This window comes from Natronomonas sp. EA1, from assembly GCF_051195035.1.
In the GTDB taxonomy this organism is placed as follows: domain Archaea; phylum Halobacteriota; class Halobacteria; order Halobacteriales; family Haloarculaceae; genus JBNTJV01.
The window spans coordinates 198,726-217,745 of the sequence record NZ_JBNTJV010000002.1; the positions used below are offsets into that span (position 1 = coordinate 198,726).

A 19,020-nucleotide genomic window follows, 5' to 3' on the forward strand; every position below is an offset into this window, starting at 1 on the left:
ACGGACGACTCACCAGTCGTCTGCGGCGACTCACTCGACGAACAGCGAGTAGGTGATGACGGCGAAGCCGACGACGGTGAAGGAGCTCTCGACGAGGAACGCGATGCTCGGCTCGACGGGGAGCAGCTGGTCCGCCGCCCCCGCGAGCAGCGCGCCGAGGGTGATGATGCCGAACCCCGCCGCGAGCGCCCGGAGCGCGGGCGAGCCGGTGCGCCGGTAGGCGCGGAAGCTGTAGTAGGTGATGAGCCCTCCGAGCAGGAGGGTGAGGCTCTTCAGTACGACGACGGCGATGGTGATATCGACGTGACTCATGTCTCTTTTCGCACCTCCTCCCAGAGCGCGGCGACGCGGTCCTCCGGGGAGTCCGGTTCCTGTGGTCGGTCGACCGTGAGCTGGAGCGTCCGGTCCTCGTCGAGCGCGACGTGGACCGTCTCGAAGTCGATGGCGTAGCGGTTGGTGTGGTGGCCGTCCGTCCGCATCTCGATTCGCTCCTCGACGAGTGACGCCTCGCTCAGCAGTTCGAGCTTTCGGTATATCGTGGATTTCGGGATGTCACACGCCTCCGACAGGGTCGCAGCGGTCATCGGCTCCTCGAGTTGCCGGAGGATGGCCCGACAGTCGGGGTCGTCCAGCGCGTCGAGGACGGGCTGGAGCGCCGGGTCGTCCTCCTCGAAGGGGTTACGCATCGCGACCCTCCAGATAGCGTTCGAGGGCGGTCCCGGTGGCCCGCCGCAGCGTCTCGCTGGCGGTCGAGGGCGCGACCCCGAGTTCGTCGGCCAGCTCGCGAAGCTCGTACTCGCGCGGGACGGCGTAGAACCCGCGGTCGACCGCGAGCCGGAGCGCCCGGCGTTGCTGGGGGGTGAGCCGTGTGTCGAGAGCGTCGAGCGGCTCCACGGCCTCGACGGTGTAGGCCAGCCCCGCGTCGTCCAGTCGGTCGGCGAGCGCGGCGAACCGCGCCGCGTCCCCGCGGAGCGAGAGCCGCATCGTCCCGTTCCGGACGGTGACGGGAAACGCAACCGGGACTCCGGCCTCCCGCAGGGAGTCGAAGACGGGCAGCGACGCCGTGACCTGACAGACCGCCCGGTCGCCGTCGCGGCCCAGTACCGAGAGCGCCGCGACGGCCGGCTGGTCGGAGAGCGCGTCGACGGCGGTGGGCAGGCGCTCCCCCGCGTCCACGTCGAGCAGGGCGACACCCGGCTCGCCCGGAAACGCCGACCGGACGCGGAACCGGGCGTCCGGGTGCGCGCGCGACGGCTCGCCCAGCCAGGCGTCGTCGAGAACTGTCACGGTCAACCGGGCCCGAGGCATCGCCCGACGGTACTCCCCCCGGGTACAAACCGTCTGTCATCTCTCATCTTATATATCCTTGACCGAAGCTGTTCGCCCTGGTTCCAGCGGCGTGGGAATCAGCGCAGCGGCGTTTATCACGGGGGTCTCATCTCCACCTGTATGACGCCGACTATCGGTGCGCCGGGCGATGGTATCACCCGCCGAGAGTTCCTCGCCGCCTCCGGGACGGCCGGGGTCGTCGCCGCCGCGGGCTGTACGACCACGACCCAGCCGTCCGCCACCGAGGTGGGGGGCAGGTCGGCGAACCAGCTCGCCACGAACCTGCCGACGACCAGCCCGCCGGAGGTCGTCGATCTGAACGAGCGTGACGGGTCGGTGACGCTGAAGACGGTTGAGGCGGCCCATCAGGCCCACCCCGGTGAGACGATGGGCGGGCCGGTGAACCTCCCCGTGACCTGGGCGTGGCAGGCCGACGACGGCGACCCCTCCGTGCCGGGGCCGGTCCTCCGCGTCGAGGAAGGGACCGAGTTCGAGGTGACGCTCGACAACACCGGGATGAAGATGCCCCACACCTTCCACGTCCACGGCATTCAGAAGACGTGGGAGAACGACGGGGTGCCGACGACGACGGGGATCACCGTCGGCCCCGGCGAGAAACACACCTACGAGTTCACGGCGAACGTGCCGGGGACGCATCTCTACCACTGTCACTACCAGACCCCGCGGCACATGGACATGGGGATGTACGGCATCCTCCGCGTAGACCCCGAGGGGTACGAGCCGGCGGACAAGGAGTACTTCATGACGGTTCGAGAGTGGGATAGCCGGCTCTCCCGGCAGTTCGGCGGCGAGGACGTAACCTACGACCTCACGAACCGCCGACCTGACGTGTTCACCGTCAACGGGAAGTGTGCTCCCCGGACGCTCCACCCGGAGGACGGCAGCCCCATCATCGTCGAGCGGGGAGACACCGTCCGCGTCCACTGGGTGAACGCCGGCTTCAGCGCCCACCCGCTGCACACCCACAACCACCGCTTCGAGGTGGTCGAACGCGACGGCTCGCCCATCCCCGAGGCGGCCCGGTACAAGCGCGACACCCAGAACGTCGCCCCCGCCGAGCGCTACACCGTCGAGTTCGAGGCGGACGCCGACCCCGGTATCTACCTCATGCACTGTCACAAGGTGGACCACGTCCGCAACGGCTCCACCTACCCCGGCGGGATGCTCACCGGCATCGTCTACACGGAGGCGATGGACACCGATATCTTCGCCACCCTGATGGACTACGCGGGCTACGAGGGGTGATTCCATGCCGACGCGCAGAGCCTTCATCAAGACGGCCGCGATCGGGTTGGGAACGGCACTCGCCGCCCGCCCCGTCGCGGCCGGCACGGACCTCACCGACTGGCTCGCGAAGACCGACGGCGCGGGGCAGGTGGTCGATAAGACCGGGAAGAAGCAGGTCGAGATCACCGTCGGCGCGTCGGGGAACGGCGGCGCGTTCGGTTTCGGCCCGCCCGTCCTCCGGGTCGACCCCGGGACGAAAGTCACCTGGCGCTGGACCGGGAAGGGTGGCTCGCACAACGTCGTCGCTTCGGACGGGAGTTTCGAGTCGCCGATGCAGACCGAGGGGACGTACAGCACGACCGTCGAGAACGCGGGCGTCATCAGGTACTACTGCGCCCCCCACAAGGCGATGGGGATGCGCGGCGCGCTCGTCGTCGGGGACGCGCAGGTGACGCTCCCCGGGAGCGGCACCCCGACGCCGACGCCCGGAAACGAGAGCGCGGGCGAAAACCAGGAGACGCCGGAGGAGAAGCCCTCGTTCGACGGCTGGCTCGCCAACACGGAGAACTACGACGGCGTCCACGATTTGCGAGGAAAAGACGAGGTCACCGTGAAGGTGGGCGCGCAGGGGAACGGCGGCCCCCTCGCGTTCGAGCCCGCGGCTATCCACGTCGACGCCGGGACCGTCGTCCGGTTCCGGTGGGTCGGCCCCCGGCAGTACGACGTGGTCGACCCCGAGCTGGACATCGCGTCGGAGCAGGTGGCGAAGAAGGGCCACGAGTACGCCGTCCGGTTCGACGGCGACGGCCTCGCCACCTACGCGTGCACGGAGTACGGCGACCAGGGGATGCGCGGGGTCGTCATCGTCGGCGACGGCCCCCAGGAGCGGCTGACCTGGCAGGGCGTCGGCGCCGGTGGGGGCCTCGCCGCGTTGCTCGCGGCCCCGCTGGCGCTCGGCCTCCGGCTCCACGAACGGACCGCGACCAACGGGAAGGACTGAACTTCCCGGGGGCAGACACCCCGGATATGGTTCCCCTCTTCCCCGGCGTCCCCGGCGGGCTGGAGCTCCTCGTTATCCTGCTCGTCGCCATCGTCGCCTTCGGCCTGCCCCTCGTCCTCATCGCCGCGGGTGTCATCGGCTACAAGCGCCTCTCCGACGAGGACCGGATCGAAAAACTCGAAGCCCGCATCGCGGAGCTCGAGGAGCGCCAGGACGACAACGAATAACTCGCTTCGGCGACACGTTCGGGTATGTTCCCGTTACAGGTCCCCGGCGGTCCCGAACTCCTCGTTATCCTCATCGCGCTCGTCTTCCAACTGCTCCTCCTCATCGGGCTGCTCGGCGGCCTCGGCTACTTCTACCTCCGGATCAAGAGTGGCGGAAGCGTGGACGAGCGGCTCGACCGTATCGAGCGCAAAATCGGGCGGCTGGAGGCGAAAGTCGAGGCGCTGGAAGGGGAGGAAAGAGTGGAAACGGACGAGTAGCTACGCGGCGTCGAGGTTCGCCCACGCGGCCTCGACGAACTCGCCGGTCTGGTCGACGATGGCCTGCCACGCGTCGTCGTCGGGGGCCATCCCCGCGAGCCGCGCGAGCTTCATGATGGAGACGTGATACACCTTCTGGACGCCCGGCTCCTCCTCCCAGACGACGACGTTGCAGGGGAACAGCCCGCCGATCTTCTTGGTCACGTCGAGCGCCTGGTCGGCCATGTTGGGGTTGCACGCACCGAGCACGTAGTAGGGGTCCCGGCCCGCGTCCACCTTCTCGTTCAGCAGCTCGGAGGGGGAGAACTCCGTGGCCACGCCGAAGCCCGCGTCCGTGAACGCCTCGCGGACGTGTTCGACGGCCTCGTCGTGGCCCATGTGGAGCGTCGCTTCCTTCTCGCCGATATCCTCGGATTCGATCGCAGCGGGGTCGATGGGGAGCATCGACTCCGACTCGGAGCGTGACGGGCGAAAAGGTTGCTATATTGTGCACCCGTCACACAACCGTTATCTGCTCGGGCCGGCCATCACAGCGGAAGCGGGAGCCAGCGGAGCCACCCGACGACGGTTTCGGGGGGAATCAGGGGGTCGTGGAGCACCAGCCAGTCGAGCAACGCGAGCCCCAGGCCGTGGGCGACGACGCTCGGAAGGATGGAGTCCGCCTCGTAGTCGGTGAGCCCGAACAGCACGTCCGTCGGCCCCGAGAGCAGGAGCTCGATGGGTGGCTTCCCGAGGTGGTGAAACGCGTAGATGACCGGCGAGATGAACGCGGCCTTCCGACCGATATCGCGCACCCCGACACAGAGCAAGCCTCGATAGTAGGTCTCCGCGGCGACGACCACCACGAACTGCTTCGCGGCGTGCGGGAGGAACGTGTCGAGCGTCCCGCCCCACATCGGGTAGAACGCCCGGACCGAGGGGAGCGAGGAGCCGACGACGTAGAACGGGAGGACGAACAGCGCGAGGGCGAGCGTGTACTTCACCGCCCCGCGGTCGACCCGCCACCCCAGCTCCTTCCGGTGGGTGATGGCCAGCACGCCCGGTATCAGAACGTAGAGGATGACGTCCTTCACCATGCGGTCGGTCAGCGACCGGGTGTGCCACAGCGACCAGACCACCGCGAGGACGAAGCCGACAGCCAGGGCTCGCTGGACCCACGAGATTCGCGAGAGAGCGGTGCGGAGGGACATGAAGCGACCGCGAGCGCGGTCAGAGGGTCGGCGTTCGGCGGCGAGCTACTCCTCGGTCGGGACCGGCCCGGTGCCGACGACGCCCCGGACCGCGTCCTCGAGCGACTGCCGCGTCGGGAAGTACGTCTCGTCCACGTCGGCGAGCACGCTCTCGAGCGTCTGCGCACCCGACGGCGTCCGGATCTCGGTGTCGCCCTCCCGGCGCACGACCTCGCTCATCTCGATACCGTAGTGGAGTCGGGCCGTCACCTGCGCGAGCGGCACGCCCGCGACGGACGCACCCTCACCCAGCTCGACGATCGGCCCCTCGTCTTCCTCGTCTGCCATACGCGAGGGTTCCGGCTACCGACGCTTTATCCTTACGACACCGATTTGATTTTGCGTAGTCTGGTTCTCTGTGTCCGCTTCTGGTGATTCGTCCGTGCCCGCGACGGCGGGAGACGGGTCCGCCAACGACGGGTAGAAAGCCCCGACTTGGTGTTCTGCTACAGGGACCGCCAACACGATGGAGAAAGCCCCCGCCGCCTCGTGGCCTGCGTTCCGCGAGACTCCCGTTGGTCGTCTCGCGTTGTCTCGTTCGCTAACGCTCACGAGACGCTCGCTGCGCTCCTCAGTCGCTTCGCTCCCTGCGGTGCTTACGTCGCCTCGGCTCACGAGGCGGCGGCCCCTTTCAGTCCACCCGAGGGCGAATGGTCGGCCAGCCACCGCGAGTCGGCTGTTCAGCCAGCCACTGCGGGCCGTTTGCCGAGCAAACCACTGCGGGGTGGGACTGAAAGGGGCGACGCGCTGGGGGAAGGCTCGGAACCGTGAGCACCGCAGGAGTGAGCGCGAGCGAACGACGAGGAGCACGCGGTCCGAACCGATCCCAGCGCGTCGGGGCTTTCGAAGTGGTGTTGGCGAACCCGGTAGCACAACAGCAGGCCGGGGCTTTCGACGTGGTGTTGGCGGACCCGATACCCTCGGTACGAGCAGAAACGGAGCAACGAGCACACCCACAGCAAAACCAAAAACGGGCACAAAACGTTTCTACTGGCCCCACTGAAGAACAGATATGCAGGGCGCAGAGCGAACGACGCGCCAGCGTATTGCTGACAGACTCCGCGAAGAGGCCCTTCAGGCCGGGACCATCGCCAACGAGTTCGCGGTGACGACGGGGAGCGCGCTCTCCCATGTGGAACATATCGCGCAGTCGCTCGACGGCGCGGAGGAGGAACTGCTCGTCGCGCCACCGGAGTGCCGGCAGTGTGGCTTCTCGGACTTCGACGACCTCATCAACCGCCCGTCGCGGTGTCCGGAGTGCAAGAGCATGGATGTCGAGGAGCCGATGTTCAAGATCGACTGAGTGCTGGCCATCCGAAAGGGTATGCCAGCGTCGGGAACAGGGCAGGTATGTTCGAGACGCCCACCCCGACTCACAGGTACTTTCCCGTGACGGTGGCGTTCCTCGGCTACGTCGCGCTCGCGGGCGGGCTGGCGCCTAGCTCCCGGTGAAGTCGATGCGCCCGCCCGGCCCGTCCTGTCCCGAGTCGTCCTCCTCGGCGGGGCCGCGGTGAGAGAAGGTGTAGTCGTCGTCGACGAGGAACACCGCGCCGTCGTTGACCTCGACATCGACCTCCTCGAGGACCGAGCCCTCACACGGGCCGAAGTTACAGAAGCCGCTGTCCTTCTCGAAGGTGGCGGCGTGTTTCTGACAGACGATCTCGTCGTTTCTGATATAGGCCCCGTTCCCCTTGTCGAGTTTCACGTCGGTCCAGTGCATACAGTAGTTGCGCCAGCAGGCCACCTCGCCGTCGAGGCGGACGAGGATGGCCTCGCGCTCCTCGCCGTCTTCGAGGAGGGTGACGAGGAGCGAGGAGTCGTCGGGAACCTCGTCCACGTCGGCGAGCTTCGTTTGCATGGCCGAATCGAGAGGAGCGAGGGAATCAAGCGTTCCGGTTCGGCTCCTCTCCATAGCAGGCGGCCTCCACGCGCTCGTCGTAGAGCCGCTGGAGGAGGGTGGTGATGGGGCCACCTCCCACCTCCAGCCCGTCGACGCTCGCCACGGGCCGGAGTTCCCACGTCGTGTTCGTGAGGAACGCCTCGTCCGCGTCGCGCACGTCGTCGAGCGTGTACGTGCCTTCCTCCACGGGAAACGCCTCCCCCGCGGCGATGTCGAGGACGGTCTCGCGGGTGATGCCGGGGAGGAGGCTTCCCGTCTCGGGCGTCTTCAGGGTCCCGTCGTCGACGAAGAAGACGTTGCTCGTCGCGCCCTCGGCGACGTACCCCTCCGCATCGCGCATGAGCGCCTCGTCGGGGGCGTACTCCTCCCGCGAGACCCGCCGGAGCTCCAACCGGGCCAAAATGCCGTTGAGATAGTTGTGGGTCTTGATATCCGCGGGCAGGGCGTTCGAGGGGATCTTCCGCGTCTTCGAGGTCTGAACGACGGCGGGGGCGTCCCAGACGCGCTGGCCCGAGAGCCCCCCGCGCGGGAGGGGTTTCACCACGACGACGACCGTGGGGGAGACCGCCTCCTCGGGCGTCAGTTTCCCCGGCTGGACCCCGCGCGTGACGCTCACGCGGACGTAGGCGTCTTCGAGGTCGTTCGCGTCGAGCGTCTCCGCGACTCGCAGGGCCAGGTCGTCGGGGACGGCGTCGGGCATCCCGAGGGTCTCGCAGGTGTGTTCGAGCCGCGAGAGATGCGCGTCCCACCGGAACACCTCCCCGCCGTAGGCACGGAGCGTCTCGAAGGCCGCGTCGCCATACCTGAAGCCGCGGTCCTCGACGGAGACGGTGGCCTCCTCGCGGGGGACGAGCGCGCCGTCGACGTGATACTGCATGGGTCGAAAAGGAGCGGGGGGCCTATCGATGTACCGCGTTCCGGCAGAACGTCCGGATCATCGCCTTCCCCACGTCCGTCAGAATCGACTCGGGGTGGAACTGCACGCCTTCGTGGGGCTTCTCGCGGTGACGCACGCCCATCACGACCTCGCGCTCGTCGTCCGTCCACGCCGTTTCGACGAGCGAGTCGGGGATGTCCTCGCGCTCCACGGCGAGCGAGTGGTACCGGCCCACCTCGAAGGAATCGGGAAGCCCGGCGAACACCCCCTCGCCGTCGTGGCGGATGGTGGAGGGCTTGCCGTGGACCACTTCCGGTGCGTGGCCGACGGGCGCGCCGTTCGCCGCACACAGCGCCTGGTGGCCGAGACAGACTCCTAAGATGGGAACGTCGAGCGAGAACACGTCCATCGAGACCCCTGCCTCCTCGGGCGTGCCGGGGCCGGGCGAGACGACGATGCCGTCCGGGTCGAGCGCGCGAATCTCCTCGAGGGTGACCGCGTCGTTCCGCCGGACGACCACGCTGTCGGCGTCGTACCCCAGCTCCAGCATCGCCTCGCCGACGTACTGGACGAGGTTGTAGACGAACGAGTCGTAGTTGTCGATGACGAGGATCATTCGTCCACCGTGAGCGTCGCGTCCGCGAGCGCGGTGTCGATGGCGGTTATCAGTGCCTCCCCCTTCGCCAGCGTCTCGTCGTACTCCGCGTCCGGGTCGGAGTCGTGGACGATACCCGCCCCCACGCGGAGGTGGTACTCCTCGCGCCAGCGGGTGAGCGTCCGAATCACGATATTGAGCGTCGCCCGCCCGTCGAAGCCGAAGACGGCCATCGACCCGGTGTACGGACCTCGACGAGTGGCTTCCAGCTCGTCGATGATCTCCATCGTCCGGGGTTTCGGGGCCCCGGTGATGGTGCCCCCCGGAAACACCGCGGCGACGGCGTCGACGAGATCACGGTCCTCCCGTAAGCGACCCTCCACGAGCGAGACGAGATGCATCACCTCCGAGTATCGGTCGACGCGCCGGTACTCCGACACCTCGACGGTCCCGTAGCGAGCGACCTTCCCCAGGTCGTTCCGTTCCAGATCGACGAGCATCGCGTGTTCCGCGCGCTCCTTCTCGTCGCCGGTGAGTTCGGCCTCCAGTGCGGCGTCCGCCTCGGGCGTCGCACCCCGGGGCCGGGTGCCCGCGATGGGTTCGGTGAGGAGGCGGTCCGCTCGCGGGGCGTCCCCGCTCGCGCTGTCTGCGCCGCTCCGCGGCGCACTGTCAACGTCGAGCAGGAGCTCGGGGGAGGCGCTCACCAGGTCCACGCCAGGGAACTCCAGCAGGCCGGAGTAGGGTGCGGGGTTCACCTCGCGGAGCGCGGCGAAGGCGGCCACGGGGTGGACCGCGGCCGGGGCCCGGAGCCGCTGGCTGATGTTCGCCTGGAAGGTGTCGCCGTCGCGGATGTACGCCTTCACCCGACGCACCCGCTCGGCGAACGCCGCACGCCCGCAGTCGCTCGTGAACTCCGCGCGGTCGGTGGAGACGGGAGGTGTCTCGTCGGCATACTCCCCCTCCACCGCGGCGGTCGCGAGCGCCGTCGCGTCCGCGAGCCCCCGGTCGTACGCGCTCGCGGGGTCGTCCACCCGCGGGCAGGCGGTGATCCGGAGGGTCGTCTCCCCGTCGTCCCCGCGCGGCTCCTCCCACGCGGCGACCGTCGAGAACAGCCCCAGCTGCAGGTGGGGGAGGTTCCGGTCGTCCACCGCGTGCGAGGGAAGCTGTTCGAGTTCGCGCGCCACGTCGTAGGAGAGCCAGCCGAACAGCCCGCAGGGGTACGGCACGTCACAGTCGCCGCGGACGAGCGTCTCCCCTTCGAGAGCGTCTCGGAGTTCCGAGAGCGCCGGCCGCTCCCCCTCGGCCTCGCTCCCGACCTGCACGCGGGTCTCGGGGTCGACGGCGAAGTACCCCCAGCCGGACTGTCCGCCGGTGGTCTCGAGGTAGATCCCGGAGCCGTCGCGCGCCCGGCGGTGCGCGTCGAAGGGGTCCGTCACCGCGACGCGAACCTCGACCGGGACGCGCGCGCCGGCGGGCACGTCGCTCGCGACCTCCAGAAACGACTCCCGGTCGGTGACGACGTTCATCAGGCGAGGAGAGGAGGAGCGAAACTAATCGGCTTTCGGTTCTCAGGCGTCCTTCGCGCGGTCGATCCAGCGCCCGATGCGCTTCTCGGAGATGTCCGTCTCCTCAGCCAATGCGGCGGCGTCGGCCTCGGCGAGCGCGGCGATGGAGCCGATTCCGGCCTCCGAGAGGCGCTTCGCGTAGGCGGGGCCGATCCCCGAGATGGACTCCACGCTCCGGTGGCCGCCCTCGGGTTCCTCGGGGACGGGGCCGGCGGCCTCTGCGGGCTCCGCGGCCTCGTGCTCGGTTCCGGCCGCATCGGAGACCTCGCCCGCGGCCTCCGCGGGTTCCGCGGCCGCCTCGACCGGGTCGTCCTCGTCCGGTTTTCCTTCCGGTGGTTCCTCGGTGATGGCCGCGGAGCCCGCGGCGTCCTCCTCGTCGGCGAGGTCGGCCTCGTCGTCCTCGATGACCTCGACGGCGTCCGCCTCCTCGTCCTCGGCTTTGGTGGCCGGTTCGGCCTCGTCCGCGGTCGGACCCGCCGCTTCGGCCGGCTCCGCGGCGCCTTCCTCCGGGGGTTCCTCGGTGAGTTCGGCGGAACCGAGTTCCTCGTCGACATCCTCCTCGTCGGCCTCGGCCGCGTCCTCGTCGCCACCCGACTCCGGCTCCTCGACCTGCGACTCGGGGCCCGCGGCTTCTGCGGGTTCGGCAGCCGCCTCGACCGGGTCCTCCTCGTCCGGCTTGCCCGCGGGCGGCTCCTCGGTGAGCGACCCGGTCGACGCCGTCGCGTCCGTTCCCTTCACGACCGCCTCGGTCGAGGCGTCACCCTCGTGGCCGACACGGCCCTCGTCCGACTCGGATTTGCCGAGCCCGAGCACCGATTTCACGATGTCCAACAGTCCCATATGTCGAAGTAGAGAGGGATGTTACTTAAAGGCGACTCCGCAGGGCCTCGTTCATCGCACCCACCGGGGCCGATTCACCGGTCCACAGCTCGAACGCTTCAACTCCCTGATACAACAGCATCCACGCGCCGTCGACGGTGGTCGCCCCGGCCTCCTGCGCGTCGCGGAGCAGTCGGGTCTCGAGTGGCTTGTAGACCGCGTCGAGCACCGCGAGCCCCCCGTGGAGCGCCTCCGCGGGGACGGGCGTCTCGTCGGACTCCATCCCGACCGACGTGCAGTTCACGAGCACGTCGGCCTCGGCGAGCAGCGCCGAGAGCGCGTCGAGGCCGTGGGCCGTCGCGCCCGGTACGTCCGCCGCGAGCGACGCCGCGCGTTCGACGGTCCGGTTGGCGATGTGGACATCGAGCCCCTCGTCCGCGAGCGCGAACGCGGCCGCGCGGCCCGCACCCCCCGCACCAACGACGACGGCAGTCCCCGAGAGCGCCACGTCGTGGTGTTCGAACGCCCGAATCACGCCCGCCGCGTCCGTGTTGTAGCCGACACCCGAGGGGACGTCGACGGTGTTCACGGCGCCGATGCGTTCGGCGAGCGGGTCCGGCTCCACGAGGTCACAGACCCGCTCCTTGAACGGGATGGTGACGTTCAGCCCCCTGATTCCGAGGGCTTCCGCGCCGTGGAGTGCCTGCGGGAGCGCCGGCTCCGCGGGTTCGAAGGTGACGTACTTCGCGTCGATACCGAGTTCCGAGTAGGCCGCCTCGTGCATCGGCGGGGATAGCGAGTGGCCCACCGGGTTGCCGAGGAGTCCGTAGACGTGCATACCTGCTCTGGGCGGGGGGGCCGGAAAAACCCCGCTACAGTTCGACGGCCCTAAGCCGTCCCGTTCCCGACTCCCGCCCGTGTTAGCCGTCGTCGTCTCCACCCCCGACCGCGCCTCCGCACACATCGGCGAGCAGCTGCTCGCGCTCGCGGAGTGGACCGACCACACGGACGACAGCCGCCCGCCCGAGCGCGGCGGTGGGACCTACTACACCCGCGAGGGGATGGAGCTCCGGGTGTTCGAGAAGCGGCACCTCGACCTCGAAAACGCGACCGAACCGTTCGCCGACCCGGACCTCCTCGTCTTCGCCTCGAAACACGCGGGCGACACCGGGAAACTGCTCACCGTCCACCCGACGGGGAACTTCGGCCCCGCGGACTACGGGGGCGACCCGAACGCCCTCGCCCGCGCCGCGCCGAACGCCCAGAAGCGGGCGCTCGAAGCGCTCACCGAGCACGCTCCCGAGGGGTACGAGACGGGCATCGAGTGTACCCACCACGGCCCGACCGACATCGACGTGCCCTCGATGTTCGTCGAACTCGGGAGCGCGGAGGAGCAGTGGAACGACCCCGCGGGAGCCGAGGCCGTCGCGCGCGCGATTCTGGACCTCGACGTGGAGCCGGACACCGACCGCGCGCTCGTCGGCTTCGGCGGGGGGCACTACTGCCCCCGGTTCGAGCGCGTCGTGCGCGAGACGGACTGGGCCGTCGGCCACGTCGCGGCCGACTGGGGGCTGCAGGCGATGGGCGACCCCCGCGAGAACCGGGTCGTCGAGGCCGCCTTCGAGCGGACGAACACCCGGTTCGCGCTCGTCGAAGGGGAGTATCCCGAACTCCGGGAGGCCATCGCCGCACTGGGCTACCGTGCCGTCTCGGAGTCGTGGGTCCGCGAGACGTCCGGGGTCCCCCTCTCGACTGTCGAGGCCGTCGAAGCCGAACTCGGGGAACTCGCGAACGGCGTCGCCCTGGGCGAGCGGGCAGAGGGGTTCGACGGGGGGTTCGCCGTCGTCTCCCTTCCGGAGAAGCTGCTCGCGGAGGCCGTCGGCATCGACCGGGACGCCGCCCGCGCCGCCGTCGCCGAGCGCGCCGTCGCCTTCGAGACGGAGCAGGCCGGGAGCGTCCCTGCGGGGCGGGCCGCGCTCCCCGACGCGGACACGCGCGAGCGGGTCATCGACGCCCTCCTCCCCATCCTCGAGGAGAAGTACGAGGCAGTCACGCGCGAGGACGGGCAGGTAACCGCCCACGAGCGTGCCTTCGACCCCGAGAAGGCTCGGACCCTCGGCATCGAGGAGGGGCCGGCGTTCGGCAAACTCGCCGCGGGGCAGGCCGTCGAAGTCGGTGGGCGGCACATCGACCCCGACGCGGTCCGCACGGAACGCGAACGGGTCTTCCCCCTGAACTAAGTTCCGGGATGGCCATGTGAAGACATGGCACTGCCCTCCACAGCCGCCCGCGCGAACCGCTGTCGACGGCGAATCGACGATATCCGCATCCGCGAGCACCTGCGTCGCACCGAACGCGCCCTCCGCGACGCGAACCCCGACCTCCCGGCAGAGAAGCGCGCTCGGCGCGAACAGGCGCTCGACCACCTCCGAGCGTACTGGCAGGCGGGCGCGTTCCCCACCAACGACGGCTCCGTCCGAGAGCCCCGCTTCGTCGGCGCGAACGGCGTCCCCTGCGCCGTTGGGTATCTCCTCGCTCGCGACGGCCGCGAGGACCTCGTCCGTGAGGTCGCCAGGGAGCACAACACCGTCCGTATCGAGGCGCTGGACTCCGGCCCGGTCCTCGGCTGGCTGGACGAGACCGGGCTCTCACAGGAGGAGGCTGCACGGATTCAGCCCGCGTACCCGCACGAGGTCTACTTCGCCACGACCTGCGGCCCCCTCCCCTGCTGGCTCGCCGGCGTTCTCGCCTCGCTCGCGGGGCTAGCCGTCGGCGCGGCCGCGGAGTACGCCGGCTACCGGCTCGCCGGCTCGTGGTTCCCCGAGAACACCCTGAAGCGACGCGGCGCACTCGCCTACTTCACGGCGTTCAACCTCCTGCTCGTCCCCCTCGTGGCCGCGCTCGCCTACGCGCTGTTCCCATGAGCCGACGGTTCGCCCTCGCCGCCTGCGGACAGGCGTTCGTCGTCGCGGTGCTGGCCGGGCTGGTCGGTGCGTTCGCCAACGTCGGGCCGTTCGGCGGGCTCGCGTACACCGAACTCACGGAGCCCGCGGTCCGGCTCTCTCACAGCGTCGTCCTCGTCGCTATCGCGTTCGTCGCGGCGCTCTACGTCCTCCTCCCCGTGGCGACGACGGTGTATCTCGTGAGATACGGCGACCGCGACCCCCTCGTCTACGGCGCGGTCGGCGCGCTCGCCCTGCTCGGGGTCCCGAGCCTCGGGCTGTTCGTCTGGACGCTCGGCTTCGTGGACGGCACCCCCCTCGTGGCGAAGGTCGGCTATCTCGCCGTCCTGTTCGGGGCCATCGCCATCGCCTACTGGTACGGCCGAAGCCGGGAGGACGGAGTCGAGACGGGCGTCCCCCTCGTCCAGTTCCTCAATCTCCCGGTCGTGACCGTGGCGCTCGCGGGGCTCGTCCTCGGCGTCGCGGTCTCGGGCGCGGCCTCGGGGCTCGTCGTCGAGCAATCACTGTCCGGCGCGCAGGTCGCGTTCGATTACGAGTACGAGGCGGTTGACGACGAGCGAGGACTCCTCACCGTCACCCACGACGGTGGAGACACGGTTCCAGCCCGGTACGTCCACCTCGAAGGCGACATCACGCCAGTGGCGAACGCGACGCAGACCGAAGACGGGCGGTGGCAGGGTGACACGTCCACTGTCTCCTGGCGTGACGGGCCGGTTATCGCGGAAGGAGACAGCGTCCGGGTCGGTGTCCCCGCGGACTGCACGGTCCGGGTCGTCTACCGGCGGGAGGGCGTCGCCTCGACCATCGCGCTCGTGGAGTGTGCGGACCTGCAGTAGCTCGTCTCGCGTACGCGAGCGGGGGCCGCGCGCGAGGTGCCACACCACCCCCCGAGGGGTCGATTTGATATCGTCCATGGCAGTTTATGGCGAGTTTCGCCACCCACTATATAAACGGCGTCAGACACCCGGCAGACGCGCGGGGAAAGATACAATACCCGCATGGCCAACTGAACGGGCAAATGGATTCGATTATCGACGACGCTATCGACGAGGCCGAGGCCGGACGGGAGGAGGGCCAGCCCGTCTCGAACGGGAGCACACAGGGGAACGGACAGGGGAGCACCCCCTCCACGTCGGGGACGATGACCGACGAGGAGCTGGCGAGCGTCGTCAAGGACCTCGAAACCAAGATCACCGTCGTCGGCTGTGGTGGCGCCGGCGGCAACACGGTCACCCGGATGGCCGCGGAGGGCATCCACGGCGCGAAACTCGTCGCCGCCAACACCGACGCCCAGCACCTCGCGACCGAGGTGCAGGCCGACACGAAGATCCTCATCGGCCGGGAGCGAACTGGCGGACGGGGCGCCGGCTCCGTCCCCAAGATCGGGGAGGAGGCCGCCCAGGAGAACATCGACGACATCAACAACGCCATCGACGACTCCGATATGGTGTTCATCACCGCGGGGCTCGGTGGCGGGACGGGCACCGGGAGCGCCCCGGTCGTCGCCCAGGCCGCCCAGGAGGCGAACGCCCTGACCATCGCCATCGTCACCGTCCCGTTCACCGCGGAAGGTGAGCGCCGCCGGGCCAACGCCGACGCCGGCCTCGAGCGACTCCGCGCCGTCGCGGACACCGTCATCGTCATCCCGAACGACCGACTGCTCGATTACGCCCCAAACCTCCCGCTGCAGGACGCCTTCAAGATCTGTGACCGCGTGCTGATGCGCTCGGTGAAGGGGATGACGGAGCTCATCACCAAACCCGGCCTCGTCAACGTCGACTTCGCCGACGTGAAGACCATCATGGAGAACGGTGGCGTCGCCATGATCGGGCTGGGTGAGTCGGACTCCGAGAACAAGGCGCAGGACTCCATCCGGTCGGCGCTGCGGTCGCCCCTGCTCGACGTGGAGTTCGACGGCGCGAACTCCGCACTCGTGAACGTCGTCGGGGGCCCCGACATGTCCATCGAGGAGGCGGAGGGCGTCGTCGAGGAGATCTACGACCGCATCGACCCCGACGCCCGCATCATCTGGGGCGCCTCGGTGAACCAGGAGTTCTCCGGGAAGATGGAGACGATGATCGTCGTCACCGGCGTCGAGTCGCCGCAGATCTACGGGCGCTCGGAGGCCCAGCGCGAACGGGCCGCACAGCGCGGAGCCGCACAGCAGCAGAGCCAGTCCCAGCCCCAGTCGGCGATGACCCAGTCAGCCCACCCCGACGACGACGGCGACATCGACTTCATCGAGTGACGCCGTAGCCCCGCGTTTCGCGCCACACCGGACCAACAGGTAGAAAACCCCCGAGAGGGTACACGCCGGTATGGACGTTCCCTACGATCTCACCTCGTACGTACGGGTGTTGAAGCTGGCGAGCACCCCGTCGTGGGAGGAGTTCTCCCGCGTCGCCCTCATCGCCGGGGCCGGTATCGGCCTCGTGGGGCTGCTCGGTTTCATCATCTTCGTCATCATGAACTTCGTGCCGGGTGGTGTCTGAGATGGCCATCTTCGCGGTCAAGACCACCGCCTCACAGGAGCGGACCGTCGCGGACATGATCATCAACCGCGAGGAGCCGACGATCCACGCCGCGCTCGCGCCCGACTCGCTCACCTCCTACGTGATGGTGGAGGCCGACGACGAGTCCGTCTTCGAGCGCATCCTCGACGAGATCCCCCACGCCCGCGGCGTCGTCCCCGGCAAGTCATCCATCATGGAGGTCGAGCACTTCCTCTCGCCGAAGCCGGACGTCGAGGGTATCGCGGAGGGCGACATCGTCGAACTCATCGCCGGCCCGTTCAAAGGCGAGAAGGCACAGGTCCAGCGTATCGACGAGGGGAAAGACCAGGTGACGGTCGAGCTGTACGAGGCGACCGTTCCCATCCCCGTGACGGTGCGTGGCGACCAGATTCGGGTTCTCGACTCGGAAGAGCGCTGAAAGCGCTCCGCGGGCAGTCCGAACGGGCCGAAGGCCCGTGAGGATATTCGGAAAAACGCAAGAGCCGACCCGCAGACTCCTGTTACTCCGTGTTCGACTCCCCAGCCACCCGCTCGGGGAAGTGTTCGTTCGGGCTCACGCGCACGATTGCCTCACCGTCGTAGTCCTGATGCTGGTGGCTCTGCGTGATAGCGACGAGCCCACGCTCGGTCTCGTCGAAGATGATGACGTAGCCGTCGGGGTCGCGGAGGTGGTAGACGTCACGGTCGGGCTCGTACCAGAGTTCCCCCTCGAAGGTTCCGAGCCGGCGCTTCAGCTCGCGTTCGGGGTAGAGTCGGTAGACCTTCGAGCGGGCGGCGTGGGTGAGAATGACGTCGTCCGGGACGGGCTCGCGTGGGGGGCCCGCGCCGGTCATCTACAGGTCGTCGGGGGCGCTGCCGTTGAGCCGGGAGACGACACGCTGGATGTCCACCTGGTCCTCGACGGCCTCGATGACCGTCTCGCGGTGGCGGATGTCCTCGGCGTCGGCCTCGTACGCGCGAACGTACTGGGCGCGGGAGTGCTCGGTGAAGGCGTGGCGGATGGCGAAGTAGCCGTCGGGGAGGACCGTCCCACAGACGGCACACTGGTGGTGTTCGTGCTCCTTCGCCTGATGGACGAGGAGGTCCTCGGGGCCGCCCGTCTCACGTCCACAGCCGTCGATAGCACACGTCCACATGAGCGTCCGAAAGCCGCCGCTACATAAAATCGTTTTCCAATTTCGGTGAAAGAACGGAGTGGAGACGGACCAGAACCGATAAATCGGCGACGCGGGACAGTTCAGGTGTGACGGGCGAGTTTCGCGTCGACATGCACGTGAAGGTTCTCGACGAGCGCGTCGTGGCACGCGCGAAACGCCGGGGGCTCGACGCCCTCGTCTACGCGCCCCACTTCGAACGACTCCCCGCGATCCGGGCGCGGGCACGGCGCTTCTCCGACGAGGACCTGCTCGTCGTCCCCGCCCGCGAGATCTTCACGGGTGACTGGCGCTCACGGAAGCACGTGCTCGCGCTCGGCCTGAGCGAGCCGGTGCCCGATTTCATCACCCTCGAGGGGGCGATGGCCGAACTCGACCGCCAGGACGCCGCGGTGTGTATCCCCCACCCGGAGTTCCTCACCGTCTCCTTCGACGCGGGGGACCTCGCGACCTACCGCGACCAGGTCGACGCCATCGAGGTGTACAACCCCAAACACCGCGAGGCGGACAACGAGCGCGCCCGCGAGCTCGCACGGGAAACCGGGCTCCCGGCGTTCGGCTCCTCGTACGCGCACATGCGCCGGACGATCGGCGAGGTGTGGACGAGCTTCGAGGAGTCGTTCGAGACGAGCGAGGAGTTCGTCGCGGCCATCAAAGCGGGCGCGCCCCGGAGGGTATACCACCGCGACGGCCCCCTCCACACCCTCCGGCGACACGCGGAGTTCGCCCACCTCGGGTACGAGAACACGTGGAAGAAAGCGGATCGACTGTTTCTGCAGGGGATGGAGCCGACGCACCCCGACCACGTCGCCTACGACGGGGCGTTCGACGACATCTCGGTCTACTGAATCGGGAGCGCGGCGAGGACGTCCTGGAGCAGGCCCGGGACGACGTGGACGAGGACCGCCGCCGCCGCGAGTTCGAGGCCGGTGATGACGAGCGTCACCGCGTCGGCGTACTTGCTGGAGGTCGTCACGCCGGTCGGGAAGCCGAACTCCTTCGTCCAGAGGGGATAGAACAGCGCGATGCCCCGGCGCGAGCCCACGATGTCGAGGACGTAGTGGGTGAGGACGCCGAGCCAGACCCAGTCGAGGTTGCCGAAGTAGACGGGGAAGGCGAGGAAGACGGCGAGGACGGGGAGGTTGTGCAGCGTCTTCCGATGTTTGCCGAACGCGGTGTCCACGTCGGGGAACAGCGCCCCGAGGACGACGGGGACGGTGACCGCGGCGACGGTGTAGAGGGTATCGAGGTCGCCCGCGGGCTTCAGAACGTAGCCCAGCCCGATACCCAGAAGCAAGCCGTTCAGGACGTGGCCTTTCTTGTTCACGCTCCCACCTCGGAGG

General features: G+C 68.9%; 27 protein-coding genes. 12 read left to right on the plus strand and 15 right to left on the minus strand.

The window, feature by feature from the left end; genetic code table 11:
• Positions 1-30 precede the first annotated feature (30 nt).
• The 3 genes from ACQUQR_RS06915 to ACQUQR_RS06925 are packed head-to-tail and all read right to left on the minus strand — an operon-like array spanning position 31 to position 1,287.
• The gene (locus ACQUQR_RS06915) at positions 31-312 is read right to left on the minus strand and encodes a DUF7521 family protein (protein WP_435195723.1); all 282 of its coding nucleotides are present in this window, start codon (positions 310-312) and stop codon (positions 31-33) included.
• Positions 309-686, minus strand: a complete 378-nt coding sequence (locus ACQUQR_RS06920; protein WP_435195724.1) for a helix-turn-helix domain-containing protein — start codon at positions 684-686, stop codon at positions 309-311. Before ACQUQR_RS06920 ends, ACQUQR_RS06915 begins: the two co-directional genes overlap by 4 nt.
• The gene (locus ACQUQR_RS06925; RefSeq protein ID WP_435195725.1) at positions 679-1,287 is read right to left on the minus strand and encodes a helix-turn-helix domain-containing protein; all 609 of its coding nucleotides are present in this window, start codon (positions 1,285-1,287) and stop codon (positions 679-681) included. The genes ACQUQR_RS06920 and ACQUQR_RS06925 overlap by 8 nt, the downstream gene beginning before the upstream one ends.
• Before the next feature lie 162 nt (positions 1,288-1,449).
• On the opposite strand from ACQUQR_RS06925, the gene ACQUQR_RS06930 reads away from it, so the two are divergent.
• From ACQUQR_RS06930 to ACQUQR_RS06945, 4 genes are read left to right on the plus strand one after another with little or no spacing between them, the layout of a single operon-like run.
• Entirely contained in the window at positions 1,450-2,595 is a 1,146-nt protein-coding gene (locus ACQUQR_RS06930; protein ID WP_435195726.1) for a multicopper oxidase domain-containing protein, read from the plus strand.
• Positions 2,596-2,599: 4 nt separating this feature from the next.
• Entirely contained in the window at positions 2,600-3,577 is a 978-nt protein-coding gene (locus ACQUQR_RS06935) for a halocyanin domain-containing protein (RefSeq protein WP_435195727.1), read from the plus strand.
• Positions 3,578-3,603: 26 nt separating this feature from the next.
• Positions 3,604-3,804, plus strand: a complete 201-nt coding sequence (locus tag ACQUQR_RS06940; protein WP_435195728.1) for a preprotein translocase subunit TatA — start codon at positions 3,604-3,606, stop codon at positions 3,802-3,804.
• 24 nt (positions 3,805-3,828) lie between these two features.
• Positions 3,829-4,062 (plus strand): hypothetical protein, encoded by a 234-nt coding sequence (locus ACQUQR_RS06945; RefSeq protein ID WP_435195729.1) that lies wholly within the window; start codon positions 3,829-3,831, stop codon positions 4,060-4,062.
• Here the strand turns inward: ACQUQR_RS06945 and ACQUQR_RS06950 are convergent, their stop codons facing one another.
• The 3 genes from ACQUQR_RS06950 to ACQUQR_RS06960 form a co-directional block, all read right to left on the minus strand.
• Positions 4,063-4,506 carry a DUF302 domain-containing protein gene (locus ACQUQR_RS06950; protein ID WP_435195730.1) on the minus strand — a complete coding sequence of 148 codons (444 nt, stop codon included), beginning with the start codon at positions 4,504-4,506 and terminating at the stop codon, positions 4,063-4,065.
• Between the two features lie 83 nt (positions 4,507-4,589).
• Positions 4,590-5,252 carry a CPBP family glutamic-type intramembrane protease gene (locus tag ACQUQR_RS06955; RefSeq protein WP_435195731.1) on the minus strand — a complete coding sequence of 221 codons (663 nt, stop codon included), beginning with the start codon at positions 5,250-5,252 and terminating at the stop codon, positions 4,590-4,592.
• Positions 5,253-5,297: 45 nt separating this feature from the next.
• Positions 5,298-5,579: a DUF5789 family protein gene (locus tag ACQUQR_RS06960; RefSeq protein ID WP_435195732.1), complete on the minus strand. Its 282-nt coding sequence runs from the start codon at positions 5,577-5,579 to the stop codon at positions 5,298-5,300.
• Positions 5,580-6,303: 724 nt separating this feature from the next.
• On the opposite strand from ACQUQR_RS06960, the gene ACQUQR_RS06965 reads away from it, so the two are divergent.
• Positions 6,304-6,594 (plus strand): transcriptional regulator, encoded by a 291-nt coding sequence (locus tag ACQUQR_RS06965; RefSeq protein ID WP_435195733.1) that lies wholly within the window; start codon positions 6,304-6,306, stop codon positions 6,592-6,594.
• A 135-nt stretch (positions 6,595-6,729) separates the two neighbouring features.
• Here the strand turns inward: ACQUQR_RS06965 and ACQUQR_RS06970 are convergent, their stop codons facing one another.
• The 6 genes from ACQUQR_RS06970 to ACQUQR_RS06995 are packed head-to-tail and all read right to left on the minus strand — an operon-like array spanning position 6,730 to position 11,885.
• On the minus strand, positions 6,730-7,149 hold the full coding sequence (locus tag ACQUQR_RS06970) for a Rieske (2Fe-2S) protein (RefSeq protein WP_435195734.1): 420 nt from the start codon (positions 7,147-7,149) through the stop codon (positions 6,730-6,732).
• 25 nt (positions 7,150-7,174) lie between these two features.
• Complete coding sequence (locus ACQUQR_RS06975; protein WP_435195735.1) at positions 7,175-8,068, minus strand: aminotransferase class IV; 894 nt, start codon at positions 8,066-8,068, stop codon at positions 7,175-7,177.
• A 22-nt stretch (positions 8,069-8,090) separates the two neighbouring features.
• Positions 8,091-8,684 (minus strand): anthranilate synthase component II, encoded by a 594-nt coding sequence (locus ACQUQR_RS06980; protein ID WP_435195736.1) that lies wholly within the window; start codon positions 8,682-8,684, stop codon positions 8,091-8,093.
• Positions 8,681-10,189 (minus strand): anthranilate synthase component I family protein, encoded by a 1,509-nt coding sequence (locus ACQUQR_RS06985; RefSeq protein WP_435195737.1) that lies wholly within the window; start codon positions 10,187-10,189, stop codon positions 8,681-8,683. The genes ACQUQR_RS06980 and ACQUQR_RS06985 overlap by 4 nt, the downstream gene beginning before the upstream one ends.
• A gap of 42 nt (positions 10,190-10,231) precedes the next feature.
• Positions 10,232-11,068 (minus strand): helix-hairpin-helix domain-containing protein, encoded by an 837-nt coding sequence (locus ACQUQR_RS06990; RefSeq protein ID WP_435195738.1) that lies wholly within the window; start codon positions 11,066-11,068, stop codon positions 10,232-10,234.
• A gap of 25 nt (positions 11,069-11,093) precedes the next feature.
• A complete protein-coding gene (locus ACQUQR_RS06995; RefSeq protein WP_435195739.1) occupies positions 11,094-11,885 on the minus strand; it encodes a shikimate dehydrogenase in 792 nt (263 codons plus the stop codon).
• A 79-nt stretch (positions 11,886-11,964) separates the two neighbouring features.
• Between ACQUQR_RS06995 and ACQUQR_RS07000 the strand changes: the two genes are divergently transcribed.
• The 6 genes from ACQUQR_RS07000 to ACQUQR_RS07025 all read left to right on the plus strand — a co-directional run bounded on the left by ACQUQR_RS07000 (position 11,965) and on the right by ACQUQR_RS07025 (position 16,941).
• Positions 11,965-13,287 carry a D-aminoacyl-tRNA deacylase gene (locus ACQUQR_RS07000; RefSeq protein ID WP_435195740.1) on the plus strand — a complete coding sequence of 441 codons (1,323 nt, stop codon included), beginning with the start codon at positions 11,965-11,967 and terminating at the stop codon, positions 13,285-13,287.
• Positions 13,288-13,311: 24 nt separating this feature from the next.
• Complete coding sequence (locus ACQUQR_RS07005; RefSeq protein ID WP_435195741.1) at positions 13,312-13,971, plus strand: hypothetical protein; 660 nt, start codon at positions 13,312-13,314, stop codon at positions 13,969-13,971.
• Entirely contained in the window at positions 13,968-14,846 is an 879-nt protein-coding gene (locus ACQUQR_RS07010; RefSeq protein WP_435195742.1) for a hypothetical protein, read from the plus strand. Before ACQUQR_RS07005 ends, ACQUQR_RS07010 begins: the two co-directional genes overlap by 4 nt.
• Before the next feature lie 182 nt (positions 14,847-15,028).
• Complete coding sequence (gene ftsZ, locus ACQUQR_RS07015) at positions 15,029-16,258, plus strand: cell division protein FtsZ (RefSeq protein ID WP_435195743.1); 1,230 nt, start codon at positions 15,029-15,031, stop codon at positions 16,256-16,258.
• Between the two features lie 70 nt (positions 16,259-16,328).
• Positions 16,329-16,502 (plus strand): protein translocase SEC61 complex subunit gamma, encoded by a 174-nt coding sequence (locus ACQUQR_RS07020; protein WP_435195744.1) that lies wholly within the window; start codon positions 16,329-16,331, stop codon positions 16,500-16,502.
• Position 16,503: 1 nt separating this feature from the next.
• On the plus strand, positions 16,504-16,941 hold the full coding sequence (locus ACQUQR_RS07025) for a transcription elongation factor Spt5 (RefSeq protein ID WP_435195745.1): 438 nt from the start codon (positions 16,504-16,506) through the stop codon (positions 16,939-16,941).
• 82 nt (positions 16,942-17,023) lie between these two features.
• Here the strand turns inward: ACQUQR_RS07025 and ACQUQR_RS07030 are convergent, their stop codons facing one another.
• Together ACQUQR_RS07030 and ACQUQR_RS07035 are read right to left on the minus strand one after the other, a co-directional pair.
• Entirely contained in the window at positions 17,024-17,356 is a 333-nt protein-coding gene (locus tag ACQUQR_RS07030; RefSeq protein ID WP_435195746.1) for a hypothetical protein, read from the minus strand.
• Positions 17,357-17,659, minus strand: a complete 303-nt coding sequence (locus tag ACQUQR_RS07035) for a DUF7565 family protein (protein WP_435195747.1) — start codon at positions 17,657-17,659, stop codon at positions 17,357-17,359.
• A 131-nt stretch (positions 17,660-17,790) separates the two neighbouring features.
• On the opposite strand from ACQUQR_RS07035, the gene ACQUQR_RS07040 reads away from it, so the two are divergent.
• Positions 17,791-18,525, plus strand: coding sequence for a PHP-associated domain-containing protein (locus ACQUQR_RS07040; RefSeq protein ID WP_435196259.1), 735 nt, complete (start codon positions 17,791-17,793; stop codon positions 18,523-18,525).
• Here ACQUQR_RS07040 and ACQUQR_RS07045 read toward each other — a convergent pair.
• On the minus strand, positions 18,519-19,004 hold the full coding sequence (locus ACQUQR_RS07045; RefSeq protein ID WP_435195748.1) for a metal-dependent hydrolase: 486 nt from the start codon (positions 19,002-19,004) through the stop codon (positions 18,519-18,521). The two genes, ACQUQR_RS07040 and ACQUQR_RS07045, sit on opposite strands and share 7 nt — an antisense overlap.
• Positions 19,005-19,020: the final 16 nt, after the last annotated feature.